This is a genomic window from Halomonas sp. A020, assembly GCF_027943625.1.
In the GTDB taxonomy this organism is placed as follows: Bacteria; Pseudomonadota; Gammaproteobacteria; order Pseudomonadales; family Halomonadaceae; genus Vreelandella; species Vreelandella piezotolerans.
In genome coordinates this window covers 1,903,932-1,923,210 of sequence record NZ_AP022850.1, presented here as the reverse complement: position 1 = coordinate 1,923,210, position 19,279 = coordinate 1,903,932, and the positions used below count along the sequence as shown (strand labels likewise).

Annotated in this window: 20 protein-coding genes and 1 pseudogene; 7 read left to right on the top strand and 14 right to left on the bottom strand. The window is 51.4% G+C overall.

Annotated elements, in window-relative coordinates; all coding sequences use genetic code 11:
* Positions 1-306 precede the first annotated feature (306 nt).
* The 8 genes from FRH_RS09040 to FRH_RS09005 form a co-directional block, all read right to left on the bottom strand.
* Complete coding sequence (locus tag FRH_RS09040) at positions 307-606, bottom strand: hypothetical protein (protein ID WP_281998112.1); 300 nt, start codon at positions 604-606, stop codon at positions 307-309.
* A 25-nt stretch (positions 607-631) separates the two neighbouring features.
* A complete protein-coding gene (locus FRH_RS09035; protein WP_281998111.1) occupies positions 632-1,399 on the bottom strand; it encodes an ABC transporter ATP-binding protein in 768 nt (255 codons plus the stop codon).
* Positions 1,396-2,148, bottom strand: a complete 753-nt coding sequence (locus tag FRH_RS09030) for an ABC transporter permease (protein WP_083025698.1) — start codon at positions 2,146-2,148, stop codon at positions 1,396-1,398. The genes FRH_RS09035 and FRH_RS09030 overlap by 4 nt, the downstream gene beginning before the upstream one ends.
* Positions 2,149-2,156: 8 nt before the next feature.
* Complete coding sequence (locus tag FRH_RS09025) at positions 2,157-3,188, bottom strand: ABC transporter substrate-binding protein (protein ID WP_281998110.1); 1,032 nt, start codon at positions 3,186-3,188, stop codon at positions 2,157-2,159.
* 306 nt (positions 3,189-3,494) lie between these two features.
* Complete coding sequence (locus tag FRH_RS09020) at positions 3,495-4,136, bottom strand: TetR/AcrR family transcriptional regulator (protein ID WP_281998109.1); 642 nt, start codon at positions 4,134-4,136, stop codon at positions 3,495-3,497.
* On the bottom strand, positions 4,105-5,247 hold the full coding sequence (locus tag FRH_RS09015) for an NADH:flavin oxidoreductase (RefSeq protein ID WP_281998108.1): 1,143 nt from the start codon (positions 5,245-5,247) through the stop codon (positions 4,105-4,107). Before FRH_RS09015 ends, FRH_RS09020 begins: the two co-directional genes overlap by 32 nt.
* 309 nt (positions 5,248-5,556) lie before the next feature.
* Entirely contained in the window at positions 5,557-6,957 is a 1,401-nt protein-coding gene (locus FRH_RS09010) for an ATP-binding protein (RefSeq protein WP_281998107.1), read from the bottom strand.
* On the bottom strand, positions 6,954-7,616 hold the full coding sequence (locus FRH_RS09005; protein ID WP_058579755.1) for a response regulator transcription factor: 663 nt from the start codon (positions 7,614-7,616) through the stop codon (positions 6,954-6,956). Before FRH_RS09005 ends, FRH_RS09010 begins: the two co-directional genes overlap by 4 nt.
* Positions 7,617-7,908: 292 nt before the next feature.
* Between FRH_RS09005 and FRH_RS09000 the strand changes: the two genes are divergently transcribed.
* The 5 genes from FRH_RS09000 to FRH_RS08980 all read left to right on the top strand — a co-directional run bounded on the left by FRH_RS09000 (position 7,909) and on the right by FRH_RS08980 (position 12,542).
* Positions 7,909-9,048 carry a glycosyltransferase family 9 protein gene (locus FRH_RS09000; protein WP_281998106.1) on the top strand — a complete coding sequence of 380 codons (1,140 nt, stop codon included), beginning with the start codon at positions 7,909-7,911 and terminating at the stop codon, positions 9,046-9,048.
* Positions 9,049-9,356: 308 nt separating this feature from the next.
* A complete protein-coding gene (locus tag FRH_RS08995; RefSeq protein WP_281998105.1) occupies positions 9,357-9,734 on the top strand; it encodes a diacylglycerol kinase in 378 nt (125 codons plus the stop codon).
* A complete protein-coding gene (locus FRH_RS08990; RefSeq protein ID WP_281997897.1) occupies positions 9,716-10,402 on the top strand; it encodes a phosphatase PAP2 family protein in 687 nt (228 codons plus the stop codon). The genes FRH_RS08995 and FRH_RS08990 overlap by 19 nt, the downstream gene beginning before the upstream one ends.
* 22 nt (positions 10,403-10,424) lie before the next feature.
* Positions 10,425-12,098 carry a phosphoethanolamine--lipid A transferase gene (locus tag FRH_RS08985; RefSeq protein WP_281998104.1) on the top strand — a complete coding sequence of 558 codons (1,674 nt, stop codon included), beginning with the start codon at positions 10,425-10,427 and terminating at the stop codon, positions 12,096-12,098.
* Positions 12,099-12,173: 75 nt separating this feature from the next.
* Positions 12,174-12,542 carry a hypothetical protein gene (locus FRH_RS08980; RefSeq protein WP_239286532.1) on the top strand — a complete coding sequence of 123 codons (369 nt, stop codon included), beginning with the start codon at positions 12,174-12,176 and terminating at the stop codon, positions 12,540-12,542.
* Between the two features lie 174 nt (positions 12,543-12,716).
* Here the strand turns inward: FRH_RS08980 and radC are convergent, their stop codons facing one another.
* The 6 genes from radC to FRH_RS08950 form a co-directional block, all read right to left on the bottom strand.
* Positions 12,717-13,214 carry a DNA repair protein RadC gene (gene radC, locus FRH_RS08975; protein ID WP_281998103.1) on the bottom strand — a complete coding sequence of 166 codons (498 nt, stop codon included), beginning with the start codon at positions 13,212-13,214 and terminating at the stop codon, positions 12,717-12,719.
* Between the two features lie 88 nt (positions 13,215-13,302).
* A complete protein-coding gene (locus FRH_RS08970) occupies positions 13,303-13,914 on the bottom strand; it encodes a lambda exonuclease family protein (RefSeq protein ID WP_281998102.1) in 612 nt (203 codons plus the stop codon).
* 39 nt (positions 13,915-13,953) lie between these two features.
* On the bottom strand, positions 13,954-14,745 hold the full coding sequence (locus tag FRH_RS08965; protein ID WP_281998101.1) for an ERF family protein: 792 nt from the start codon (positions 14,743-14,745) through the stop codon (positions 13,954-13,956).
* Between the two features lie 62 nt (positions 14,746-14,807).
* Positions 14,808-15,002: a hypothetical protein gene (locus tag FRH_RS08960; RefSeq protein WP_281998100.1), complete on the bottom strand. Its 195-nt coding sequence runs from the start codon at positions 15,000-15,002 to the stop codon at positions 14,808-14,810.
* A 124-nt stretch (positions 15,003-15,126) separates the two neighbouring features.
* Complete coding sequence (locus FRH_RS08955) at positions 15,127-16,095, bottom strand: DUF932 domain-containing protein (RefSeq protein WP_281998099.1); 969 nt, start codon at positions 16,093-16,095, stop codon at positions 15,127-15,129.
* 116 nt (positions 16,096-16,211) lie between these two features.
* Positions 16,212-16,568 (bottom strand): hypothetical protein, encoded by a 357-nt coding sequence (locus FRH_RS08950; RefSeq protein WP_281998098.1) that lies wholly within the window; start codon positions 16,566-16,568, stop codon positions 16,212-16,214.
* Positions 16,569-17,186: 618 nt separating this feature from the next.
* On the opposite strand from FRH_RS08950, the gene FRH_RS08945 reads away from it, so the two are divergent.
* Together FRH_RS08945 and FRH_RS08940 are read left to right on the top strand one after the other, a co-directional pair.
* On the top strand, positions 17,187-18,329 hold the full coding sequence (locus FRH_RS08945; RefSeq protein ID WP_281998097.1) for an inovirus-type Gp2 protein: 1,143 nt from the start codon (positions 17,187-17,189) through the stop codon (positions 18,327-18,329).
* Between the two features lie 565 nt (positions 18,330-18,894).
* Positions 18,895-19,035, top strand: a pseudogene (locus tag FRH_RS08940) (helix-turn-helix domain-containing protein); the annotation flags it as partial.
* Positions 19,036-19,279 lie beyond the last annotated feature (244 nt).

Genomic DNA, 19,279 nt, shown 5'->3' with positions numbered 1-19,279 from the left:
TACGTCATGGCCTATTCACTTGGCAAAACATCTATGTTGCATAGGTGGCAGCAACGCTGTCCAGTCTCGAAAACACAGTAAACATTGATGCCGTTCCCAGGCATTGTTCAAGGCATTCATGCGATATCGATACTTAAAGCCATCGGTACCTACTACCACGTGGTTTGTGGGTACCGATAGTATTGGCAATGCGGCCTAAGCGGTCAATTTACAGACGAGGCGCCCCACTTCAGGGAATATCACAGCCGTTGCTCAGCACATGGGGACGCTTTATTTGGCTCTTCACTCATTTAAAGCGCTAAGGTTTTATGCGCGGATATAGGCCCAGCCTTTTGCTTGGAGTTCAGCAAGTGTAACTACTGCCGCATCTACCTCAGTGAGGGCACGGGTATTGTCGAGCCCTTGGGCCACAAGGGAATTACGGCATAACCGCAGCATTGAGTCGGTTTCGTCAGGAGTGGTTAGGGCGGCGGCCACGGCGCTGGCATTAGCGACTATCAGTACCTCGGCATCTGGCCGGGCCTTTTGCAAGTTGGCGGCATTACGGCGGGCACGAATCAAAGCCTCAGCCGTGGGCGCGTGAAGCAGCACGTGAAGGGGCGGCATGGTTATCTCCGAGAAAGTTGCTTGATCAGTGGTTGCCGATGATTTTCTCGACACGCTGCACAAGAGGTGCGAATTCGGGTTGGTCACGGCGATCATCAAGAGGCATGTCGACTTCAAGAGTCTCAACCACCCGTGCTGGCTGATCCATCTCGCCATTACCTAGTACCATCACCCGGTCGGCAAGCAGGACGGCTTCCTCTATATCGTGAGTGATAAAGACAATGGCGGCTTCGGTACGTCGACGTAGCTCAACCAACTCCTGTTGAAGTCGGCGCCGAGTGATGGCGTCAAGCGCAGAGAAGGGCTCGTCCATGAACAGCACCCTGGGCTGAACAGCAAGCGCCCGGGCAATGCCGACCCGCTGTTGCTGGCCACCCGAGAGCGTATGGGGCCAGCGTTCAGCGAATTCATCAAGCCCCACTAGCGCCAGAGGCTCCAAAGCGCGGCGGCGGCGCTCGGCTTTAGAAAGCGAAAGGCCCTCCAAGCCTAATTCCACGTTACCCCGTACTCTGCGCCAAGGAAAAAGCCTTGGTGCCTGAAAAACCATTGACCAGGCGCGAGTGTCTGGTGTGATGGCGGCGGGTATCTCTACTCGTCCCGATTGTAGGGCAAGCAAGCCAGCCAATGCTCGTAGTAGGGTCGACTTTCCAACCCCTGAAGCACCCACAACGGCCACGAACTCCTGAGGGTGAAGTGTCAGATCAACACCGGCCAAGATGGTGGTGCCGTCAAAACCTAGGCTGACGTTCCGCGCGCTGAGCACCGGGTGCATCGTCATGCTAGTGTCGGTCATGATTGCCACCTTAGTAATCTGCGCTGCACTACCATGAACAGGAAGTCGAAGGTTGCGTAGAGGGCGGCGATGGTCAGCATGTAAACCACCACGATATCAGTCGCCAGCAGGCTAGAAGCCTCCATCATACGCTGGCCAATACCAGGGATGCCGAACAGCTCAGCGGCTACCACGGTCATCCAGCCCTGACCGAGTCCGGCACGCAGACCGCTGAGAATACCTGGGGCCGCCGCAGGCAAGCTGACCTTGGTCAGCCGAGCCAGAAAACGCTGCTGACCAAAGGCGCGTGCCACTTCGTCATAGCCAGGATCAATCGAGTGCACAGCGCTGTAGCTGGCGAAGTAATTGATCCAGAAAACGCCAATGCTGATGATGAAGGCGGCTGCAGAAGGATTTATGCCGAACCAAATGATGGCGAAAGGAATCCATGCCAGCGGCGGAATGGGTCGTAGCAATCTAGCAAGCCAGGCATGCGCAGCATTAAACCTGGGCAGCAGCGCAGCCGATATGCCCACGGCAATGCCTAAAGTCGAACCAAGTAGCACGCCCACACTGTAGTGGCTAAGGCTTGAGCGCACTACGTCAAACCAGATGCCATCGAGCAGTTCAAGCCACAGTACGCCGGGAATGGATGACGGCAAGGGCACCAAGCTGCCGGGCAACAGCCCACTGCGCAGCGAAAGTTCCCAGAAAAGCAGAAATCCGATGAGCCCCAGTACACTATAGAGAGTGCGTTGGGCGCGAGTCATAACTACCATCATTTGCTGTCACGTTCCGCGATGACGGCGTCATACAAGGACGTATCAAACAGGGCGTCGAGGTCCACAGACTCATTTAAAGAGCCTTGTTCGATCTGAAAGTCATGCATCCGCCGAGTGCCCTCGCGAATGGCGTGAGGATCACTACCGTAATTAGATGAGGGAGAGGCGAGCGCCATTTCTACAGTTTCCAGAGGAATCAATCGCTTGCCGACGAATTCGCGGACATGGGGTGCTGCACTGTTGGGATTTTCAACGAGCATCTCGGTGGCTCGTACATGCAGTGCCATTAACGCCTGCATAGCCTCAGGATGGTCCGCCAGCGCGGCTTCACGAGCAGCCAATACCGCCCCCGGCTGGCCTGGAAGCATGGCATCGGCGCGGGCCACCACGCGGGCCTGATTGTCACGCTGCTGCACGGTGGTGAGAATTGGCTCCAAAATAGAGGCGGCATCTACGGCACCCGCGAGCAGTGCCTGTTGGACACGATCGGCACCCATGGCGACGATCTCAACGGCTTCCAAACCCACACCTAACTGTTCGATCAACCAATAGCGCAGCACGGTATCCGGCACCGAGCCTTGAGGGAACGTGGCGATCTTGGGCTTGCGGCCCTCTGCGGCGGTGAAGCTGGCAATAGCCTGCGCACCATCATCGCCAGCGCGTTCGAAATGGCCCGCCAGTTCGCCACGCGCCACCAGACCGACCTGCTCCTGAATGCTAGAGGCGAGAACCTTGATGGGTACGCCGTTAGCCCGGGCTACCATCGCCGGGCCGATACCGAAATACATAACGTCAAGCTCGCCAGAGGCTAACGCTTGTACCATGGCTGGGCCGCTCGAAAAGCGGGTTAGCTCCAATTCCAGGCCCGCTTCCTCGGTCCAACCCTCTCCTTCCATCACAAACAATTGGGCGACCGGTAATATCGGCATGTAGCCAACTTCCAGGGTAATGAGGTGATCATCAGCCTGGCTGGTGGTGCCAACAAATATCGCCGTTAGCATTGCCAAAGGGCGAAGGAAACGGGGCATGGCGATCTCTCCATTGGAAAATGAGTGACCATGTATCCTATACGATTGCTGCATATAACCAAAACGGTTGTATACGACAAATTCATATACTCATATATTCTTTAAATCCAAGTACGGGATGGTGTCTGTAAGACAATGAATCTGCGGCTTCTCAGAACATTCCTGCTCGTGCTCATGTTCCAGCGAGGTCATGGAGCGATGCCGACGTGGATTTAAACGTACAAGGTATCAGCCGGATAGTGGGCTCTTAGATAACGTCGTTGCTGACAGTGATGGCGTTCGTTTAGCAGTGGCACTAGCTGACTGCTATTGGCCGTTTACCGAATAAGAGCGCACATATTGCATTGTTTGGACGATCACCAGCCGGCCAAAGCTGCTGTCACCATAGGCCTTGGTGAGCGTGGCAGCACCTTGCTGACTGGCCAGAATGAAATGGGAAATTGCTTCAAGGTCAGCCTCCTCGCTAAGCTCACCCCGTTGCTGACTCTGATGCAGGGCATCACGTAAACGAGAGTCAAGTGCCCGGAAACACTGGCTAACGGCAGCACGGGTGGTTTCATCATTGTCATGTAGGCCAGCCGCCAAAGTGCCTATCGGACAGCCACGATAACACTGCTCGACTTCCAACTGATCAATGGCGGACAGAAGCCACCGCTCCAGCGTATCGAGGCTATCTAGTTCGTGATCTTCCATAGACGCAAAGAGGCGGTGCTCCCACCAAACGACGACCTCGCAAACGAGTGCATCTTTATTGCGGAAATGCTGGTAAAACTGGCTCTTGCCTGCACCGGCCTGACGCAGTATCTGCTCCAGACCGGTACCATCGACGCCCTGAGCGTGGAAGAGCTCAGCTGCCGACTCGACGATGCGTCGTCGAGTGGCTTCGCCCTTAGCCTTGCGGCCGTGGCCTTGCTGATTATCGACCGACATCAAGAGTTGCCGAGACATTATGTTGCTCCCGCCAAGCGCCCTCATTAGACAAGTTCGCACGTGGCATCAACATAGCGAAGTCCAATGCCGTCAGCGAACGGTTGTTGCGTACCCTGTGTGGCCAGTCGTGATTAGCCAAGGCCGCCTTGCCGATAGCCACAAAGTCGGCCCCTCCCTGAGCGATAATTGCCTCGGCTGCCTGAGGAGCCCCCAATTCACCATTGGCAATCACTGGGATATCAATCAGTTCGCTGGCCAGTGCCGCCAAGCTCTTGTCTGTCCCTTCAAAGGCCGGTGTGAGGGCGTCAAGCTCGGAGAAATGCAAGTAATCGAGCCCTTCGGCTTCTAGGGTGGTCATGATGATGGCGGCCTCCTCACGGCCCGCCCAACGATAGTTCGAGTCGGTCACCTTGATTTGCGACAGACGCATACCCACTAGAAAATCACTGCCCACTGCTTTACGCACAGCCCGTATCACCGCGATAGGAAAGGCCAGCCGCCTTTCGAGGCTGCCACCCCAAGCGTCATCACGGTGATTGAAATACTCAGAGATGAACTGATCGATCAGGTAACCGTTGGCTCCGTGGAGCTCGACGCCGTCGAATCCAGCCGCTTGGGCCCGCTGTGCAGCCGCCGCAAAACCGGCGATGGCCTCCTGAATGTCCGCCTCACTCATTGGGCGGGGTGTTGGGTAGGGGCCTTCCCCTCCGTAAAATCCAAGCATTTCACCCTTTGGTGCTACTGCAGAGGGAGCTGCCGTGTCCTCGACGAATCGGTTGCCTTGGGTTTGGGCACCACCGTGCATTAGCTGTGCCACGAACTTTGCCCCTTCCGTCTTAACAGACTCGACAATCGGCTGCCAAGCCTCCTGCTGGGCTAGATTGGCTAAACCAGGCTGGTAGTCATACCCCTGACTAAAGCGCTCATCAGTATAGATTCCCTCGCTGATCAGCAGGCTAAAACCGCCGCGGGCAAAATCACGATAGTAATCCCGCATACGCTCAGTGGGACGACCATCAGCTTCAGCGCTTGTGCGGGTCATGGGGGCCAGGATGAGACGGTTGGTCAGATTGAGACCCGATAGCGCGCCGGATTTAAACAGGTTTGGATATTGTGAAACGTTAGCCATGTATTAATCTCTCAAAAAAAGTACCAATCGGTACAATTTAAGAGTTTTTTAAGGTAAGGGACAATCGAAAACACCTATCGACCTGATAAGCTGACGACAAAAAAAGGTGATGCAGCGCTGTCGTCTTATCTTTTGCACCACTCATAGATGCTCCCACTTCCACTTGGCAGGCAGCCAGAAAATTGACTGCTACTTAACATTGGAGAGGCGCCAACCTTTCAGCAAGAACGATTCAGCGGCATTGTAGTGATCCAATAAATTGAACCCTCATGCAGATGTATATTGAAAAAATACGATTTTTACACCAATTCACGTGAGTAGTGTCCATCTCACGCTTACCTCTAGCCCACTAAACTCACGGTTGGCCAGAGTAAGAATGGCTCGTTGGCGTTGGACTAATTCCGAAACAATCGATAACCCCAATCCGCTGCCAGTGATGCCTTGGCCAGAAGCGCGCCTAAAGCGTTCAGTGACTTTATCTAACATATATTCGGGCAGCCCAGGGCCAGTGTCTCTCACGATCAGTTGAGGCGCTCCTTCCCAAAGTGCCAGCTCCACTTCTACATGCCCCCCTTGCGGCGTGTAGCGCAAGGCGTTATCCAGTAGGTTACGAAAGAGAATACCTACTTCGACTTCATCGGCGCTAACCTTAAGCCGGGTTAACCCTTTTAGCTTCAAGTGCTGACCTCTTTCTTCAGCGATTGGCCACATCTCGGCGACTAATTCAGCAATAATTGGATAAAGATCAATAGTCGTTGGCGGTGTTGCGGCAACCTGATCCAAGCGAGCCAAAATAAGCAATTGTTCCACCACCCGCTGCAGCCGCTCCACCCCAACATAAGCCTTTTGTAGTGATTGCTGTTCGCCTGCCTGCGCGTTGTCAAGATGAATTCTCAGGGCTGCCAGAGGCGTGCGTAGCTCATGAGCCGCATCGGCTGTAAAGCGTCGCTCTCGTTCTAACGTTTCTTTTAGTCGGGCAATAAAGTCGTTGAGAGATTGACGTAAACCATTAAGCTCTTGAGGAACAGGGTTGTCGATTTTGCTTAGGTCGCGAGCGGAGCGGCCTTGTACCTGACTGGAAAGCGCTTGGATGGGCGCAACCCCTTTCCGGATAATACGGTTCATCAGCCAAAGAAGGAGTGGAAGCAAAACAAGCATCGGCAATAAATTGTTCCAGGTGATACGTTCCACTACTTCATCATGAAAAGAACCTCTCAGCCCCATGCTAATCCAGGTATCGCTGGCAACATCGAACATACTGAAAACCCGCCAACGATGACCATTGTAGCTTTCCCAGCGAAACCCCTCTTCCAAAGGCTTGGGAAAGGGCCCAGCATCATTCCATTTGCTTCCTAATAACTTAGGTGAGCCATCAGCATTCCAAAAGCCCAGTACTAATTTAAGTTCTTCTTCGTGGTAAAGCTTGGAACCTGAGTCAGAGCTGTTCACGGGCACAGCACTACCGTCGCGATACAGCTGTGCCGGATGCTGAGGCAGCCCCATGCGCGAAGCAAGGCGAGCATAGTCGTCAACCGTTGCACTTGGATCGAGTTGGCCAGCCACAATCCGGCTATGCAGACTTAACTGAGTATCGAGAATCTCTTCTAGCTCGTGATTTGTAATTAAGTAAGCTGCGGTCACCGCCATGCCGCTTGTAACAGTTAGGGCAATTGCTAGCGTGCGCAGTAGATAACGCCGTATTGATGTCATTGCACCGTGCTGTCCAATCGGTAGCCAATCCCGCGTACGTTAACGATCAAGTGCTTAGCAAGTTTTTTACGAAGATGATGGATATGAACCTCCAACGCATTTGAGTCTACTTCGCCATCCCAACCATATAGTAAATTTTCTAAACGGGGACGAGATAGCACCCGGTCGGGGTGTCTAGCTAGCTCTAAAAGTAGGGCATACTCGCGTCGACCCAATTTAACGTCTTTGCCTCGCCAGCTCACGGCATGAAGTACCTCATCAATAGTCAGCGCCCCCAGTGCCAATATCTGCGAGGTACGCCCCTCAGAACGTCTCATTACGACACGCAAGCGGGCAAGTAGCTCCTGTAAATTGAAAGGCTTGAGCACATAGTCATCCGCCCCCGCATCTAAACCACCAATACGGTCTTCGACCGCATCGCGGGCCGTCAATATCAGAATAGGCAAAGTGGATTGCCGGCGAAGTAACTTCAGTACCTGCATGCCGTCCATATCGGGCAGCCCGAGATCCAAGATAAGCACACTGAAGGTCTCGTTGCCGATAGCGCTGATTGCCTCGCGGCCCAGCATGAACCAATCGACTGTGTACCCCTCGCGCTCTAGAGCCGTTTTAATGCCATCCCCAAGCAAGGGATCATCTTCTACTAGTAGTGCTCGCATGCTGCTCCCTCAATCGACAAGCACTCATTTTAGCCATCAAAAAATTAAGGTTTTCTTAAAAATATCGATGTAATGACCACACAGAACGTGGATATGAATCCAGGCCGTCAGATAGCCATTCTGTTTTTTTGCAATTTTACTGAGCGATTTAATTCTTCTTTAAGTTTTTCAGGTTCAAGCTACACCCCCTGACCTTGTGCGAGGCCAAAGCATCGCTTTGAGTGGCTGACGGCTTGAGTCTGAACTGACGTTGCCGAGGGTACATCATCGGCTATTAACTGAAGAGCGCCAAATGATGAATTTGCTAACACGCATTAGAACAAATTTTTATTTGAAAATAATGGCTCGATTTTTAGAAAAAAGAGCAAAGAAATATTTGCTAGGAGGGATACGGTATCTTCTCAAAGCACCTGTCCCAGAAACTATTGACAGCGTTGTAGGCATAGAAAAAATTCTCATCATTCGTCCTAATTTTCGTCTAGGCAACGCGCTCATTAGCACCCCTGTTATTGATGCTTTACGCGAACGTTTTCCTTCCGCAACGATAGACTATTTAGCAACTGATAAAACACTACCTCTATTACAGCAACGCCCTGTAGATAATTTTTATCTATTATCGAGAACTGCCATTCTTCGTCCCTGGCAGTGTGTAACATTATGTCGACGCCTAAGAGCTCAACGCTACGACCTAGCGGTACAAGTCAGCGGGGGATCAACGAGCGGCTTTATTGTGACTCGGTTAATAGGGGCACGTTACAGCATGGGGTCTCGTAGAGATGATCAACGCTTGTACAACATTGAAGTTGATGCGAAGTCGTCCCACGCTTACGACTTCATCGTTAGTATGACTCGCCCACTCGGTGTTGTCTGCCGGAATCGGCCATTGCTACAGCTAACTGTGCAGGAGCGCTATCAGGCAATGGAAAAGATTCAACAGTTAATTGGCCTTCATAGCAATCATCTATCCGATTCTGGCTTTATCGCGATCTTTGTGGGTGGACATCAAAAAAAGCGTTGGCCACTGGCCTTTTGGCTAACTCTCATCGATAACCTTGAGGCCCACAGAATACGCTATATCGTTTTTCTTGGGCCTGAAGAGTTTCGGCTTCTAGCACCCATTGAACAGCATTTGATGTCATCGATGTATGGCTACTTATGCCCACCGCTTCCAATCCGACATTTTGCCGCCGTGTTAGAGCGAGCTCGACTACTTGTAACACCCGACTCAGGCCCTATGCACTTAGCGGCAGCACTCGATGTCGCCACCATTTCACTCATACGCCAGAAAAAATCACTCGCCTTTGTACCACGAGAAGCCTATGACACCACACTGTGGCGTCCAGAGGTCAGCACGGTGGTTGAAGCGATACTCGCTAATGTTGATAGACAGAACACAACAGTGCTTGAGCAAACGGCGGCGGTAATAGGCTAGCCTACACCGAGAGGGGGTTAAAACTTGATGTCAAAATGTATGTATCCGGGCACGCAACCCTGAAACAAAGAGTGTATTAGGCGTTGCAATAAGCCTGTTCTAACCAGTGTCATGGAGAATGAGAGGGACAAGCCTAAGCGAGGCAGCTTGTGGGCTCAGGTGTTCTCAGGTTGTACAAAGAGCATAACAGCAATGGCTTGTTTGATTGTTCCAGCTCGAATATTTAGCTACTGAATAAAATTGCATAATTTTTCGTTAAGTTTTGGTCTTTATAGTAGCTTTACTATCCTATCAAAGAGAGCTCCGACTTGCCTACGTCAACTGCATCAAAACCTAATGGAAAGGGTGTGATACGAATTTTTCGTGCTTCTATTAATGCCTTTTCTGGAGTAAAGGCTTGTTGGATAAACGAATCTGCTTTTAGACAGGAAGTGATACTTTGTCTAGTTTTATATCCTGTTATATTTTTTATTGATGCCACTCACTCTGAAAAGGCGTTACTATTTTTGTCACTGACGCTTGTCGCGATAGTGGAACTTATAAATTCCGCCATCGAGTGTGCTGTTGACCGTATCGGAACAGAGCATCACGAGCTTAGTGGGCGTGCAAAAGACATGGGCGCGGCAGCTGTTATGTTGACCATTCTTATGACAGTGAGCGTATGGCTATGCGTGATATTCAACTAAGATTCTTCATGTCCTTGGTATCCGCCTGGCTTTTATTTCTACTTACCATGTCAGTTTTTAGTGTTTTAAATGTAGATTTCACGCTAGCAGATTTTTTCTATCGTCTTCAAGGTAGTACCTGGGCATGGAAAGATACCTTCTTGGCTCAGGGTGTGATTCACAAAGGCGGTAAATGGCTAAGCCTGTTGATGGGTATAGCTACACTGATACTGTTGATACTAAGCTTTAGTTTTGATTGTCTTAAAGAGTACCGCATACCGCTTTTATATCTTTTTTCCTCAACGCTTATTTCGACGTTACTCGTTGCGACAATTAAGCACTTGGTGAGTATGGAGTGCCCTTGGGATTTAATTCGCTATGGAGGAGTTCGAGGATTTATTGGCCTGCTCGACATACGCCCACCCTCATTGCCAGCATCCGCCTGCTTTCCCGCTGGGCATGCCAGTGCAGGATATGCATGGATAGCACTTTACTTCTTTTGCGCCTCTGTACGACCCCGCTGGCGATGGGCAGGACTTGCGGTGGGGTTAGGGCTTGGCCTTGCATTTGGGTTTGCTCAACAGCTACGCGGAGCGCATTTTCTGTCTCACGATCTCTGGACGCTGATGCTTAGCTGGACAGTAAGCTTTTCACTGTCAAAAGTCTTATTAGTCAACCGTGTTTGTTAGCTTTTTTATAGAGAGCTTTTCGATGCCCCCAGAAAATATTGCTTATTCTAAAATGGTGAAAGCAGCTAACAAACTTTCCCATTATCGCCCTGTGTTAAACACAGAGCAGCTTGTCTTATGGATAGTAGTCATCTTGAGCGTTTTCTATAACATCCCTTTTTGGCAGCAAGCCTTAGAGGGGTATGACCTATTTGTCATTCATACATGGCTAACCTTTGCCAATATGCTCTTGGTAATGATCTGTCTTAATTTTTTAGTCTTTGCTAGCTTTTCTTTTCGCATAACAGCCAAGCCTTTGTTAACGCTACTCCTTCTAATTGCAGCCTTCGTTAGTTATTTCAATACTTACTATGGTACCTATTTTGACACTTCCATGTTGGATAATGTGCTTCAAACAGACACTAACGAAGCGAAAGAACTTCTCACTACCGGTTTGTTAATTCATTTGGTCTTCTTTTTTTTATCGCCGACCCTTGTGGTTTGGCGAGTCAGACTAATAACTTTGACATGGAAGAAGGCTATATTGCTTCGCTCGTCTTACTTAATTGCCAGCTTTGCCATATTATTGCTGGCCGTATTTTTATCTTACCAAGACATATCGTCGCTCATGCGAAACAATAAGCAGCTTCGATATTTGGTAACTCCAGGTAATTATATTGTTTCTATGGTGCAGGCTCTTTCTAGCCAGCATATTAACGCAAATATGGTGCGCTCCCCAGTAGGAGAGGACGCCTACATCCCTTCATCAGAGGGTGACAAACCTATACTCCTCGTCATCGTGGTGGGTGAAACGGTACGAGCGGCGAATTGGGGCTTAAATGGTTATGAGCGCCAAACCACCCCCAAACTTGCCCAACGGCCTGACGTTATCAATTTTGCAGACGTTTCCTCATGCGGTACGAGCACGGCGGTCTCGTTACCCTGCATGTTTTCATTACCGGGCCGTGCTGAGTACTCTAAATCCTATGCTCAGCAGCATGAGTCCTTGCTAAACGTATTAGCGCACGCGGGGTTAGAGGTTACTTGGCTGGATAACCAATCAGGATGTAAAGGCGTCTGTGAGGGGGTGACGACAAAATCGGTTTCACCAGAGGTGTATGCATCTTTATGTCAAGATGGGCGATGTCTGGACGAGGCATTGGTTCAAGCCTTATCAACGCAACTCAGTAGTACGCCTGCTGACCAGGTGGTTGTGCTACATCAGTTAGGCAACCATGGGCCCAGTTATTATCAACGTTATCCTCCAGCCTACGAGCGTTTTGTTCCTGCCTGTGAAAATGCTGATTTGGCGAAATGCACAAGAGAGGCCATCACCAATAGCTACGATAATGCCATTCTATATACCGATAACGTTTTGGATCAGGTGATTGACACGCTAGAGCGTGAGCATGATTACGCAACTGCCATGGTCTATCTCTCGGATCATGGCGAATCACTCGGTGAGAAGGGGCTCTATCTGCATGGCATTCCCTACGCTATTGCCCCCAACGAGCAAACGCATGTGCCTATGATTTGGTGGCTGTCCACCTCATTTTCACAGCAACAAGGGCTTGATACTGAGTGCTTACGTCATCGTGCGAACCAGGCCGCCTCGCACGACAACTTATTTCACAGCGTGCTAGGTTTGCTGGGCGTAGTGACAGACGTTTATCAGCAGGAAGCAGATATTAGTCAAGCGTGCCGATTCGACAACTGATGAATGCTTAATTTTTTGTTAAGTATTCCATGACATACTTTTCCTAATTTTTACCAACTATTTATGGTGCATGAAATGAATGTGTCGCCATTCTTGACTTCCCGTCAAAAAGGTTGGAAAGAGATTATACCTAAAAGCATGGCAATCCTGAAGGATTCGATAATGATTATTAATATACCTATTGGTTATGCCAAGTGCCTTTCCTTTAAAGTCAGCATCGTTTTGATTTCTTTACTGTCCATTCTGCTGTGGGTGGTTGGAGAACAATATATAGAAGTCACCATTGCTATATTAAGTGTTATGGCTAATGGCATGTCACAGTTTCTTAGATGCTGCTTTTCTGCTAGTGCATTGAAAGTTTTTGAAAATGATTTGATAGATATGATTGATGCATTAGGAGCAGCCGGAGTTGGCACATTAATAGTTTTATATTTATTAGTTTAAAATCCTTAGCCCTAAGGTTTTTATCGCAATGATTGATTTTTAGCGGTCAAATAAAATTTAATTTTATTATTATTTTCGCAAAATTACCTAATGGATGGCAAGTAGACAAAAAAATTGGGCATTTGAAACTGGTACTGCCCCAAGGGCAGTACCGGTGCTACGGAGTACGAATTTTTACATATACCCTTTTTCTGCGAATGACGTGCATCCATCACTCCCCACCACCACATGATCAATCACCCGAATATCCATCAGACCAAGCGCTTCCTTCAGTCGCTCGGTAATACGCCGATCCGCATCACTAGGCTCAGGATCGCCACTAGGGTGGTTATGAACGAGGATCACAGCGGCGGCATTATAGGCCAATGCTGCTTTCAGTACTTCTCGTGGGTACACGCTGGCTGAATCAATGGTGCCGCGAAACAGCTCTTCAAAGCGGATAACACGGTGTTGGCTGTCGAGAAATAGCACACTGAACACCTCGTGCTCATAGTCCTGAAGCAGGAACTGCAGGTGATCAAATGCTTGCGAGGGCTGGGATATCTTGCGACCTTTGGCGAGCTTGCGGCGTGCGAAACGCTTGGCCATCGTAATGATGTCTGTTTCCGTGACCGGCGAAGTGACTAAGTAGGTGCCCGCCACCTCACCGGCTTTGAGTTTGCTATGGGGCATGATGACCTCCAAAAATAAAGATGCCGGGGTGGTGGCCCCGGCATCTATGTCGTTAATAGTGGATGTGTATTGTGGTTCAGTGGGCAAGTCACGCCGCCATCACTTGGCTAATGCGTCGATCCATCTCTTCATGAAAGGCATCAACCCGCTCGGCAATCGTGCGGATCAGCGCCTCGTCTCGGTAAGCACGCTTTACAAACAGCGGCATACCCGGCCAATAGCTCACAAAGTCGATCCATTCCCGTTCACTGACCCAAAGCCCACCCTGGCATTGGGGCACGTGCTCGTCGGGGATTTCCCCGCTGAGCAGCACCTCAATTTGGAACTTAGGCAGCTTGGTTTTGATCTCCAGCAGGCCGTTTCTGCCGATCAAACTATCCGGTGAGTAGCCTACGTTGTGGTTGAGGATCAGGCCCACTTCTTTAGGCTTCGGTGCGCCGGTCATATCGCGATACAGCGAGCGGGCGACGCTTTCTAGCTCCTGACCCCGTTTGGTGTGGGCGTTGCCTTGAAACGGCTCGGCCAGCTCACCGGTCATGCGCTCGCCGATCAACTGGTGCATATAGGTGATGGCTCCGGTACCCAACCCGCCGGGACCTTTGCCATTCACCAGCAATGCCTTGAGTTCCGACATGGTGACGCGCCCAAGACGCGCCGCCAGCCACTTCGGCGAGCCTTGTGGCATGGTGAGTATCTGCATACACGCCTCCTTTAGGCGATGAGAGGTCGTGCTGAGCCGCTATTTCACGGCTCGCTTGGTGAGGGATGCGCGGAGTTTGTCGAAATCTGCCTGAGGCACCTGAACCGCAGCGCCGTATTTGCCGCTGAACCACTCTTGCGTGGTGGCTGGGCACTGGCTGATCAAACGCTGAATCTGCCCCGCTTGAAAAGCTGTAACCCTCTTCACGGCTGCACGTGTACAGGTCTGACCGTTATCGTCTTGCCCGCGTGTGGTGATGTTGAGCAAGGCGCACAGTACATAGCGCTTGCCGTAGCTGGTGGACGAACCAAACGCCTGGACGGCGTTTTTGTTACCGCTCATGTCCGCAGGCAATAGCATGCTGGTCTCTTCCCGGTGACCATCCTTATGCATTAGCACGCCCGTTACTTGGATACCGCGTTCCTGGGTCTGAATACGGAAGCTCACTGCGAAGCCGTATTTTTGCAGGATGGGGCGAACGGTATCGACGATATCCTCCAGCGTGGCATAGCAACCGTTGTTGGTTTGGCCACGCTCTTCAATGCTGGGCAGCTCGGTCTGCATCGCTGCCATAGCAGCGCTGTACGCCATCATGGCCTGGCGGTCCATCACGCGCTCCTGCATTTGCAGCAGGCGCTCCATCTTGTCGATATCGACGTCAGGGTTGAGGGCAGCTCGCTCAATCACCTGAATAATGGCGGTGCTATCAGCTGTAGGATGCGCTTCTAGCGCCGCTGAGTTTGGGGAATGCTGAGCGTTGGCGTCTGCTGGAATGGAAGGTACTGGGCCTTTTTGGGGAGACGCATTTACTACATGAGTACGCTGTGCCATGGGGCACCTCCTTTTACGTGAAGAGGGAAATGCGGGCTAACCAGCCCTGTTCATGGGGTGTGTCATTTAACGAGCGCCGGAACGTCGGGTAAGTGACGCGCAATGTCTGCGGGGTCGATACGCTCCAGGCGTATCTCCGCGCGATAAAACTCGCCCTGGGCACACACCAGCGACGTTGCTTTGTGGGCGTCGTGCTCTAGCAGTTGTTTGGTCAGTCGAGTGAGCGCCATCTCAATGGCGTCGGAAATAAAGCTCATGCAGTTACCTCTCGGCATAAGCCCCACAGCAAAACGCCCAGCCTTTTCAGGGGCTGGGCGTCTATGCCGTGAGGGTTAGAGTGATCATAAGGTGAATCGCTTGTGGGAATGGGTGTATGGATGGTTACGACACCAGCTGCAGGGCGGCATCCAAGGCCTCTTGTTTGAGCTGTGCCCCCTGACCAAACCAGGCTGAGTCCATACGGGTATCGTTACTGCGTGCCCGCTTGTCGTGATCGACGTACTCAGTCACGGCATTGAGCAAGCCCCAGGCCGTATCTTTGGCCGTCACCAAGTGAGAACCCCGACCTTCGCCGTGGTAGAGCTTCTGCACCTTATTCAGCGCCCGGTAGTTGGGCAGTTTAGAGGGATCGTCCAGCGGCTTCTCGGCCCCACAAATCACCGACTGAAGATACTGCTGCGCTTCCTGCCGAGTGATTTTACGCTCCGCTAGTGTTTTCATCCGATACATGAAGTCATTCCATTGCGACACCGAAATGCCTAACTGACGCTTCACGGCACGCGGATCAAACTCTGAACGATGGGGTACCTTCACCGCTTGCGACGTGCCATCGACGGCAATTTGCAGCGTGTTGTTGCACACCACCCGCACCGTGGTGGGTGTGGCCATGGTGGCAAGGGTGCCATCGCAGGAAGTGGCCAACAGCAGGTAGTCATTGACCTCATCCTGACCTTTGAGCGACGTGCTTAAGCCGCTACGGGCTAACGCCCAGAACTTACGTCCGCCTTTCAGCACGCCAGCGGTTTCTAGCTCATACCCGGCGTATTCCGTCAGGTCGCGATAGAACTCCAGGATCTCTTCGGGCTGCACCACCTTGTAGCGCTGAGACACCACCGATAGCGGTGCTTTGGTATCTGAGCGGTAGAGCACCTTTTGTTCAGGGAACGAGTGAATGCTGCCCAGGTGGCTAGCCCCTTCGGCAATAAAGCGCACCGGCGCTTCTTCGATATGCCAGTTCATACCAGCCTGATGCTGCCAGACTTCCAACGGTTGATGACGAGACAGTTGCTGCCCCAGGCCATGCCAAGGGGTATCGCCAACGTAAGCCATGTGTTCAACGAGATGTGCCATGATAATTTCCTCATAGAGTTTTAATCAGTATCAATACAAACCACTCGTCGCCCGCCCTAACAGGAAGCGGGCTAGGCCGTGGTAACGCATACGAGATAGGAATCAGTGAACTGCGATTAGCGAGAGGGATAGCTAGGGTATTCTGCGAGCGGTAGTCGAAAGGTGTGGCCACACGCGCGGCACTCGATGTTGTCGAGCACCTTGGTATCTAGCTCCTCCCCCAACCGGGCACCGGCAACACCGCCTGCGGTACCTCCCACCAACGCGCCGAACAGCGCACCGGCAAAGGTGCCTATCGACACGCCGACCGGACCTGCGACAGCACCAACCACGGCACCGGCTTTGGCACCGCTCAGCGCTCCCATGGCACCGGTAGTACCACCGGACACAACACCGGTGGTTGCCCCCACATGGCGGCCTAATTGACGTGGCATCAGCTGCGTTGATGTACAGCGTGGACAGTGGGCGGACATACGCCACCTCCTTGAGTGAAGTGAATTGAAAGCGCCCAAGTGATAGGGCTTCACTCAAGTAATACGGGGCTGAGTTTTCGTTATTTGAAGTAGCCTGCCAACGCTGTTTTGAGTTTAAGAAAAGCACCACTACCAGGATGTGCCGGTGATACTTTTCTTCTCGAGCAGTGTGTCTGACACACAGGAATAACGGGGAGGTCCACCTCGAAAAGAGCGTGACTGAACCGGTTACTCATAGGCCATGCCGTTTTATGCTTTTGGGGTCCTTTATTATTACGGTTTGCTTACGTGCGTTAGCCTGTGTCTACGACACACCTATAAAACCTATTCATGACAGTATCATAGCGCTATACCGATATAGCCTACATTGCACAGTAGAGGGTATCCACAAGAAACCCGACTAGACGATGCAGACACGTTAAAACTGACATACTAAAGAAGTAGCGATAGCCATTAACGCACGCATGAAAGCGTGCGACTGTTCGAACTCGGCAGCTCTCTTCGCTGTTCTAATACCCCATAGCATCCATGTGGCTGCGTGGTAATTTTGTAAGCCTGAGCGGTATCTGGTGAGCGTGGCGCGCAACGCGCTGCACCATAACCGCCTAGGAGTTGATCATGCAGACGTTAACGGCTCATTCAGATGACCTGCCCTCCCACGACGATGTGCGGGCTATTTTGGATGATTGGGAATATGACAGCGACGAGAGAGCGACAGATGCGTATGGAATGGTAAGGGAACAAAAAGAGACGCTGCCTTGGCTAGCGGATCTGGTTGGAGCAGAGAAAGATCTTGAGTGGCTGGTACAGCCATCTTGTTCGATAGACGCCTTGGTGCCTTGCCCCGTGATAGGGCAGCCAGGCTTTGTCACCTTTTATCATTCACCATTACTCACAACGCTCCACGCGATTTATACGGTGCTGGTGGGATGGTTTGAAGCACGGGCCTTGATACGCCACTTTTGTCCAAGTGCCTATGCGGAGTGTTTCTTATGGGCTTTTAAAGACTGTGACTATCTTCATGAAGCGATGACAGCGGGATGGCGACCACTCACGATGATAGAGCTGCCTTCCTTGCTTGGGGATCTGAAGCAGCGGCTAGCGGCGTTTCATCAAGCGACACAGTCTGGCGGTTGCTGGGAGAGGCGGCGTTACCTGGCACGTAAGCGCGACCATAATCGGTGGGCAGCCACGCAGCTACTGGAAGGGCTCTTTGACCGCCACGCCAAATTGCTTGTCGTACGGGTAGATGTAGGCTACACCGAGTATGCCGCACCCTATATGGATGCCAGCATGGTGCATCAGCATCGCCAACGCTTATGTAAAGCCTTCCATCAGCATAGCCTGTTCACACACCTGCTGGGCTACATCTGGAAACTGGAGTATGGCGAATATAAGGGGTTTCACTACCACATGTTATTTTTCTTCGACGGGTCAAAAGTGAGACAAGACGTTCGCTATGCCCAGCGTATTGGGGAGTACTGGAATACCACCATCACCCAGGGCCATGGAGTGTATTTCAACTGTAATTACCGCGCCGAGGAGCGCTACCACGCTAACGCGATGGGGCTAGTGACCTATCACGATGCCGAGAAGCGCCAAGGGCTGATACACATCATCCGTTACTTAACGAAAATTGATGAGTACGCAACGCTCACGGTTCATGGTGATACCTTTGGCCACAGCCAGTCTCCTACACCACATCGTGGCTTTGACGCTAAGCCCCTTGGACGGCCTCGGCGTCATGCGTCACTGACTTAGCATCGTCCAGTCCTAAGGCACGGCATTGCCGTAGCGAGTAGCGAATAATTCACCGTAAAACCCCTTATTTCCGTCTCCGAAGACGCCTGCCGTAGTGACTACGGCACGTGCATCCTATGGACACATTCAGCCGCCGCAAGGGCGGGCGTCTTTATTGATAGGAGCTTACCCAATGGACGAGGCACTCTTTTTCTCACTGCAACTAGAGAAGTTTCCTGGCCACGAAGAAACCATGCGGCAGTTTGCTGAAGCCAACGGCATTCCCTTCGACCTAGCACTCATTTACCAACTCATTGAGGACCGGCAACGTGAACGAAATGAACAGTGCGATACACGTCACATTGAGCCATGTGATGCACACCTCAGAACGCAAGAAAACGGTTTGCACGATTCAGTAGAAGACTCAGCTTTATCCGCTAATGATCATATTGCTCGATGGTATCAGGCGATCATAGCCAAACGTTTTCACTCTCCCGATGCACATCAATGTGGCATGTCTCATCATTCAAAACATGACAGCACGAAGCCTTCTCTTCATGACGCTACATTGATGTCAGCCATCATAGCGCGTCGACGCCACCTGGGACTCACTCAGCTGGAATTTGCGCGCCGATTAGGCGTGAGCGTGCGAACGTATCAGGACTGGGAGCAAGGCAGGCGAAAGCCATCCGCCATAGCAGAAAGGATTCTTGGCAACCACTGTTAACATCAAAAAAGATGTGACTTACCTTCTTCCTTTTGCATGGAATACGTCACGTAAGGTACTTAACAACGATCTAAAGCACGGTACCTTATTGGTTCTCCCAGTAGTAAGTAAGCGTTCATCATGCTGTCACCACCCCTGCGCACACGGTGCTAGGCGAAAATTCATACGGCAAAAATTGTATTTTTTGTACTATTTTGACTCAATATCTGCTATTTCTGCTTTTTTCTAGCAGCTTTAGCAGGTA

Excerpts from the sequence above, each read along its gene's own strand:
- FRH_RS09040 (WP_281998112.1), bottom strand. The coding sequence starts at position 606 with ATGCCGCCCCTTCACGTGCTGCTTCACGCGCCCACGGCTGAGGCTTTG.
- FRH_RS09035 (WP_281998111.1), bottom strand. The coding sequence starts at position 1,399 with ATGACCGACACTAGCATGACGATGCACCCGGTGCTCAGCGCGCGGAAC.
- FRH_RS09030 (WP_083025698.1), bottom strand. The coding sequence starts at position 2,148 with ATGACTCGCGCCCAACGCACTCTCTATAGTGTACTGGGGCTCATCGGA.
- FRH_RS09025 (WP_281998110.1), bottom strand. The coding sequence starts at position 3,188 with ATGCCCCGTTTCCTTCGCCCTTTGGCAATGCTAACGGCGATATTTGTT.
- FRH_RS09020 (WP_281998109.1), bottom strand. The coding sequence starts at position 4,136 with ATGTCTCGGCAACTCTTGATGTCGGTCGATAATCAGCAAGGCCACGGC.
- FRH_RS09015 (WP_281998108.1), bottom strand. The coding sequence starts at position 5,247 with ATGGCTAACGTTTCACAATATCCAAACCTGTTTAAATCCGGCGCGCTA.
- FRH_RS09010 (WP_281998107.1), bottom strand. The coding sequence starts at position 6,957 with ATGACATCAATACGGCGTTATCTACTGCGCACGCTAGCAATTGCCCTA.
- FRH_RS09005 (WP_058579755.1), bottom strand. The coding sequence starts at position 7,616 with ATGCGAGCACTACTAGTAGAAGATGATCCCTTGCTTGGGGATGGCATT.
- FRH_RS09000 (WP_281998106.1), top strand. The coding sequence starts at position 7,909 with ATGATGAATTTGCTAACACGCATTAGAACAAATTTTTATTTGAAAATA.
- FRH_RS08990 (WP_281997897.1), top strand. The coding sequence starts at position 9,716 with ATGCGTGATATTCAACTAAGATTCTTCATGTCCTTGGTATCCGCCTGG.
- FRH_RS08985 (WP_281998104.1), top strand. The coding sequence starts at position 10,425 with ATGCCCCCAGAAAATATTGCTTATTCTAAAATGGTGAAAGCAGCTAAC.
- FRH_RS08980 (WP_239286532.1), top strand. The coding sequence starts at position 12,174 with ATGAATGTGTCGCCATTCTTGACTTCCCGTCAAAAAGGTTGGAAAGAG.
- radC (WP_281998103.1), bottom strand. The coding sequence starts at position 13,214 with ATGCCCCATAGCAAACTCAAAGCCGGTGAGGTGGCGGGCACCTACTTA.
- FRH_RS08970 (WP_281998102.1), bottom strand. The coding sequence starts at position 13,914 with ATGCAGATACTCACCATGCCACAAGGCTCGCCGAAGTGGCTGGCGGCG.
- FRH_RS08965 (WP_281998101.1), bottom strand. The coding sequence starts at position 14,745 with ATGGCACAGCGTACTCATGTAGTAAATGCGTCTCCCCAAAAAGGCCCA.
- FRH_RS08960 (WP_281998100.1), bottom strand. The coding sequence starts at position 15,002 with ATGAGCTTTATTTCCGACGCCATTGAGATGGCGCTCACTCGACTGACC.
- FRH_RS08955 (WP_281998099.1), bottom strand. The coding sequence starts at position 16,095 with ATGGCACATCTCGTTGAACACATGGCTTACGTTGGCGATACCCCTTGG.
- FRH_RS08950 (WP_281998098.1), bottom strand. The coding sequence starts at position 16,568 with ATGTCCGCCCACTGTCCACGCTGTACATCAACGCAGCTGATGCCACGT.
- FRH_RS08945 (WP_281998097.1), top strand. The coding sequence starts at position 17,187 with ATGCAGACGTTAACGGCTCATTCAGATGACCTGCCCTCCCACGACGAT.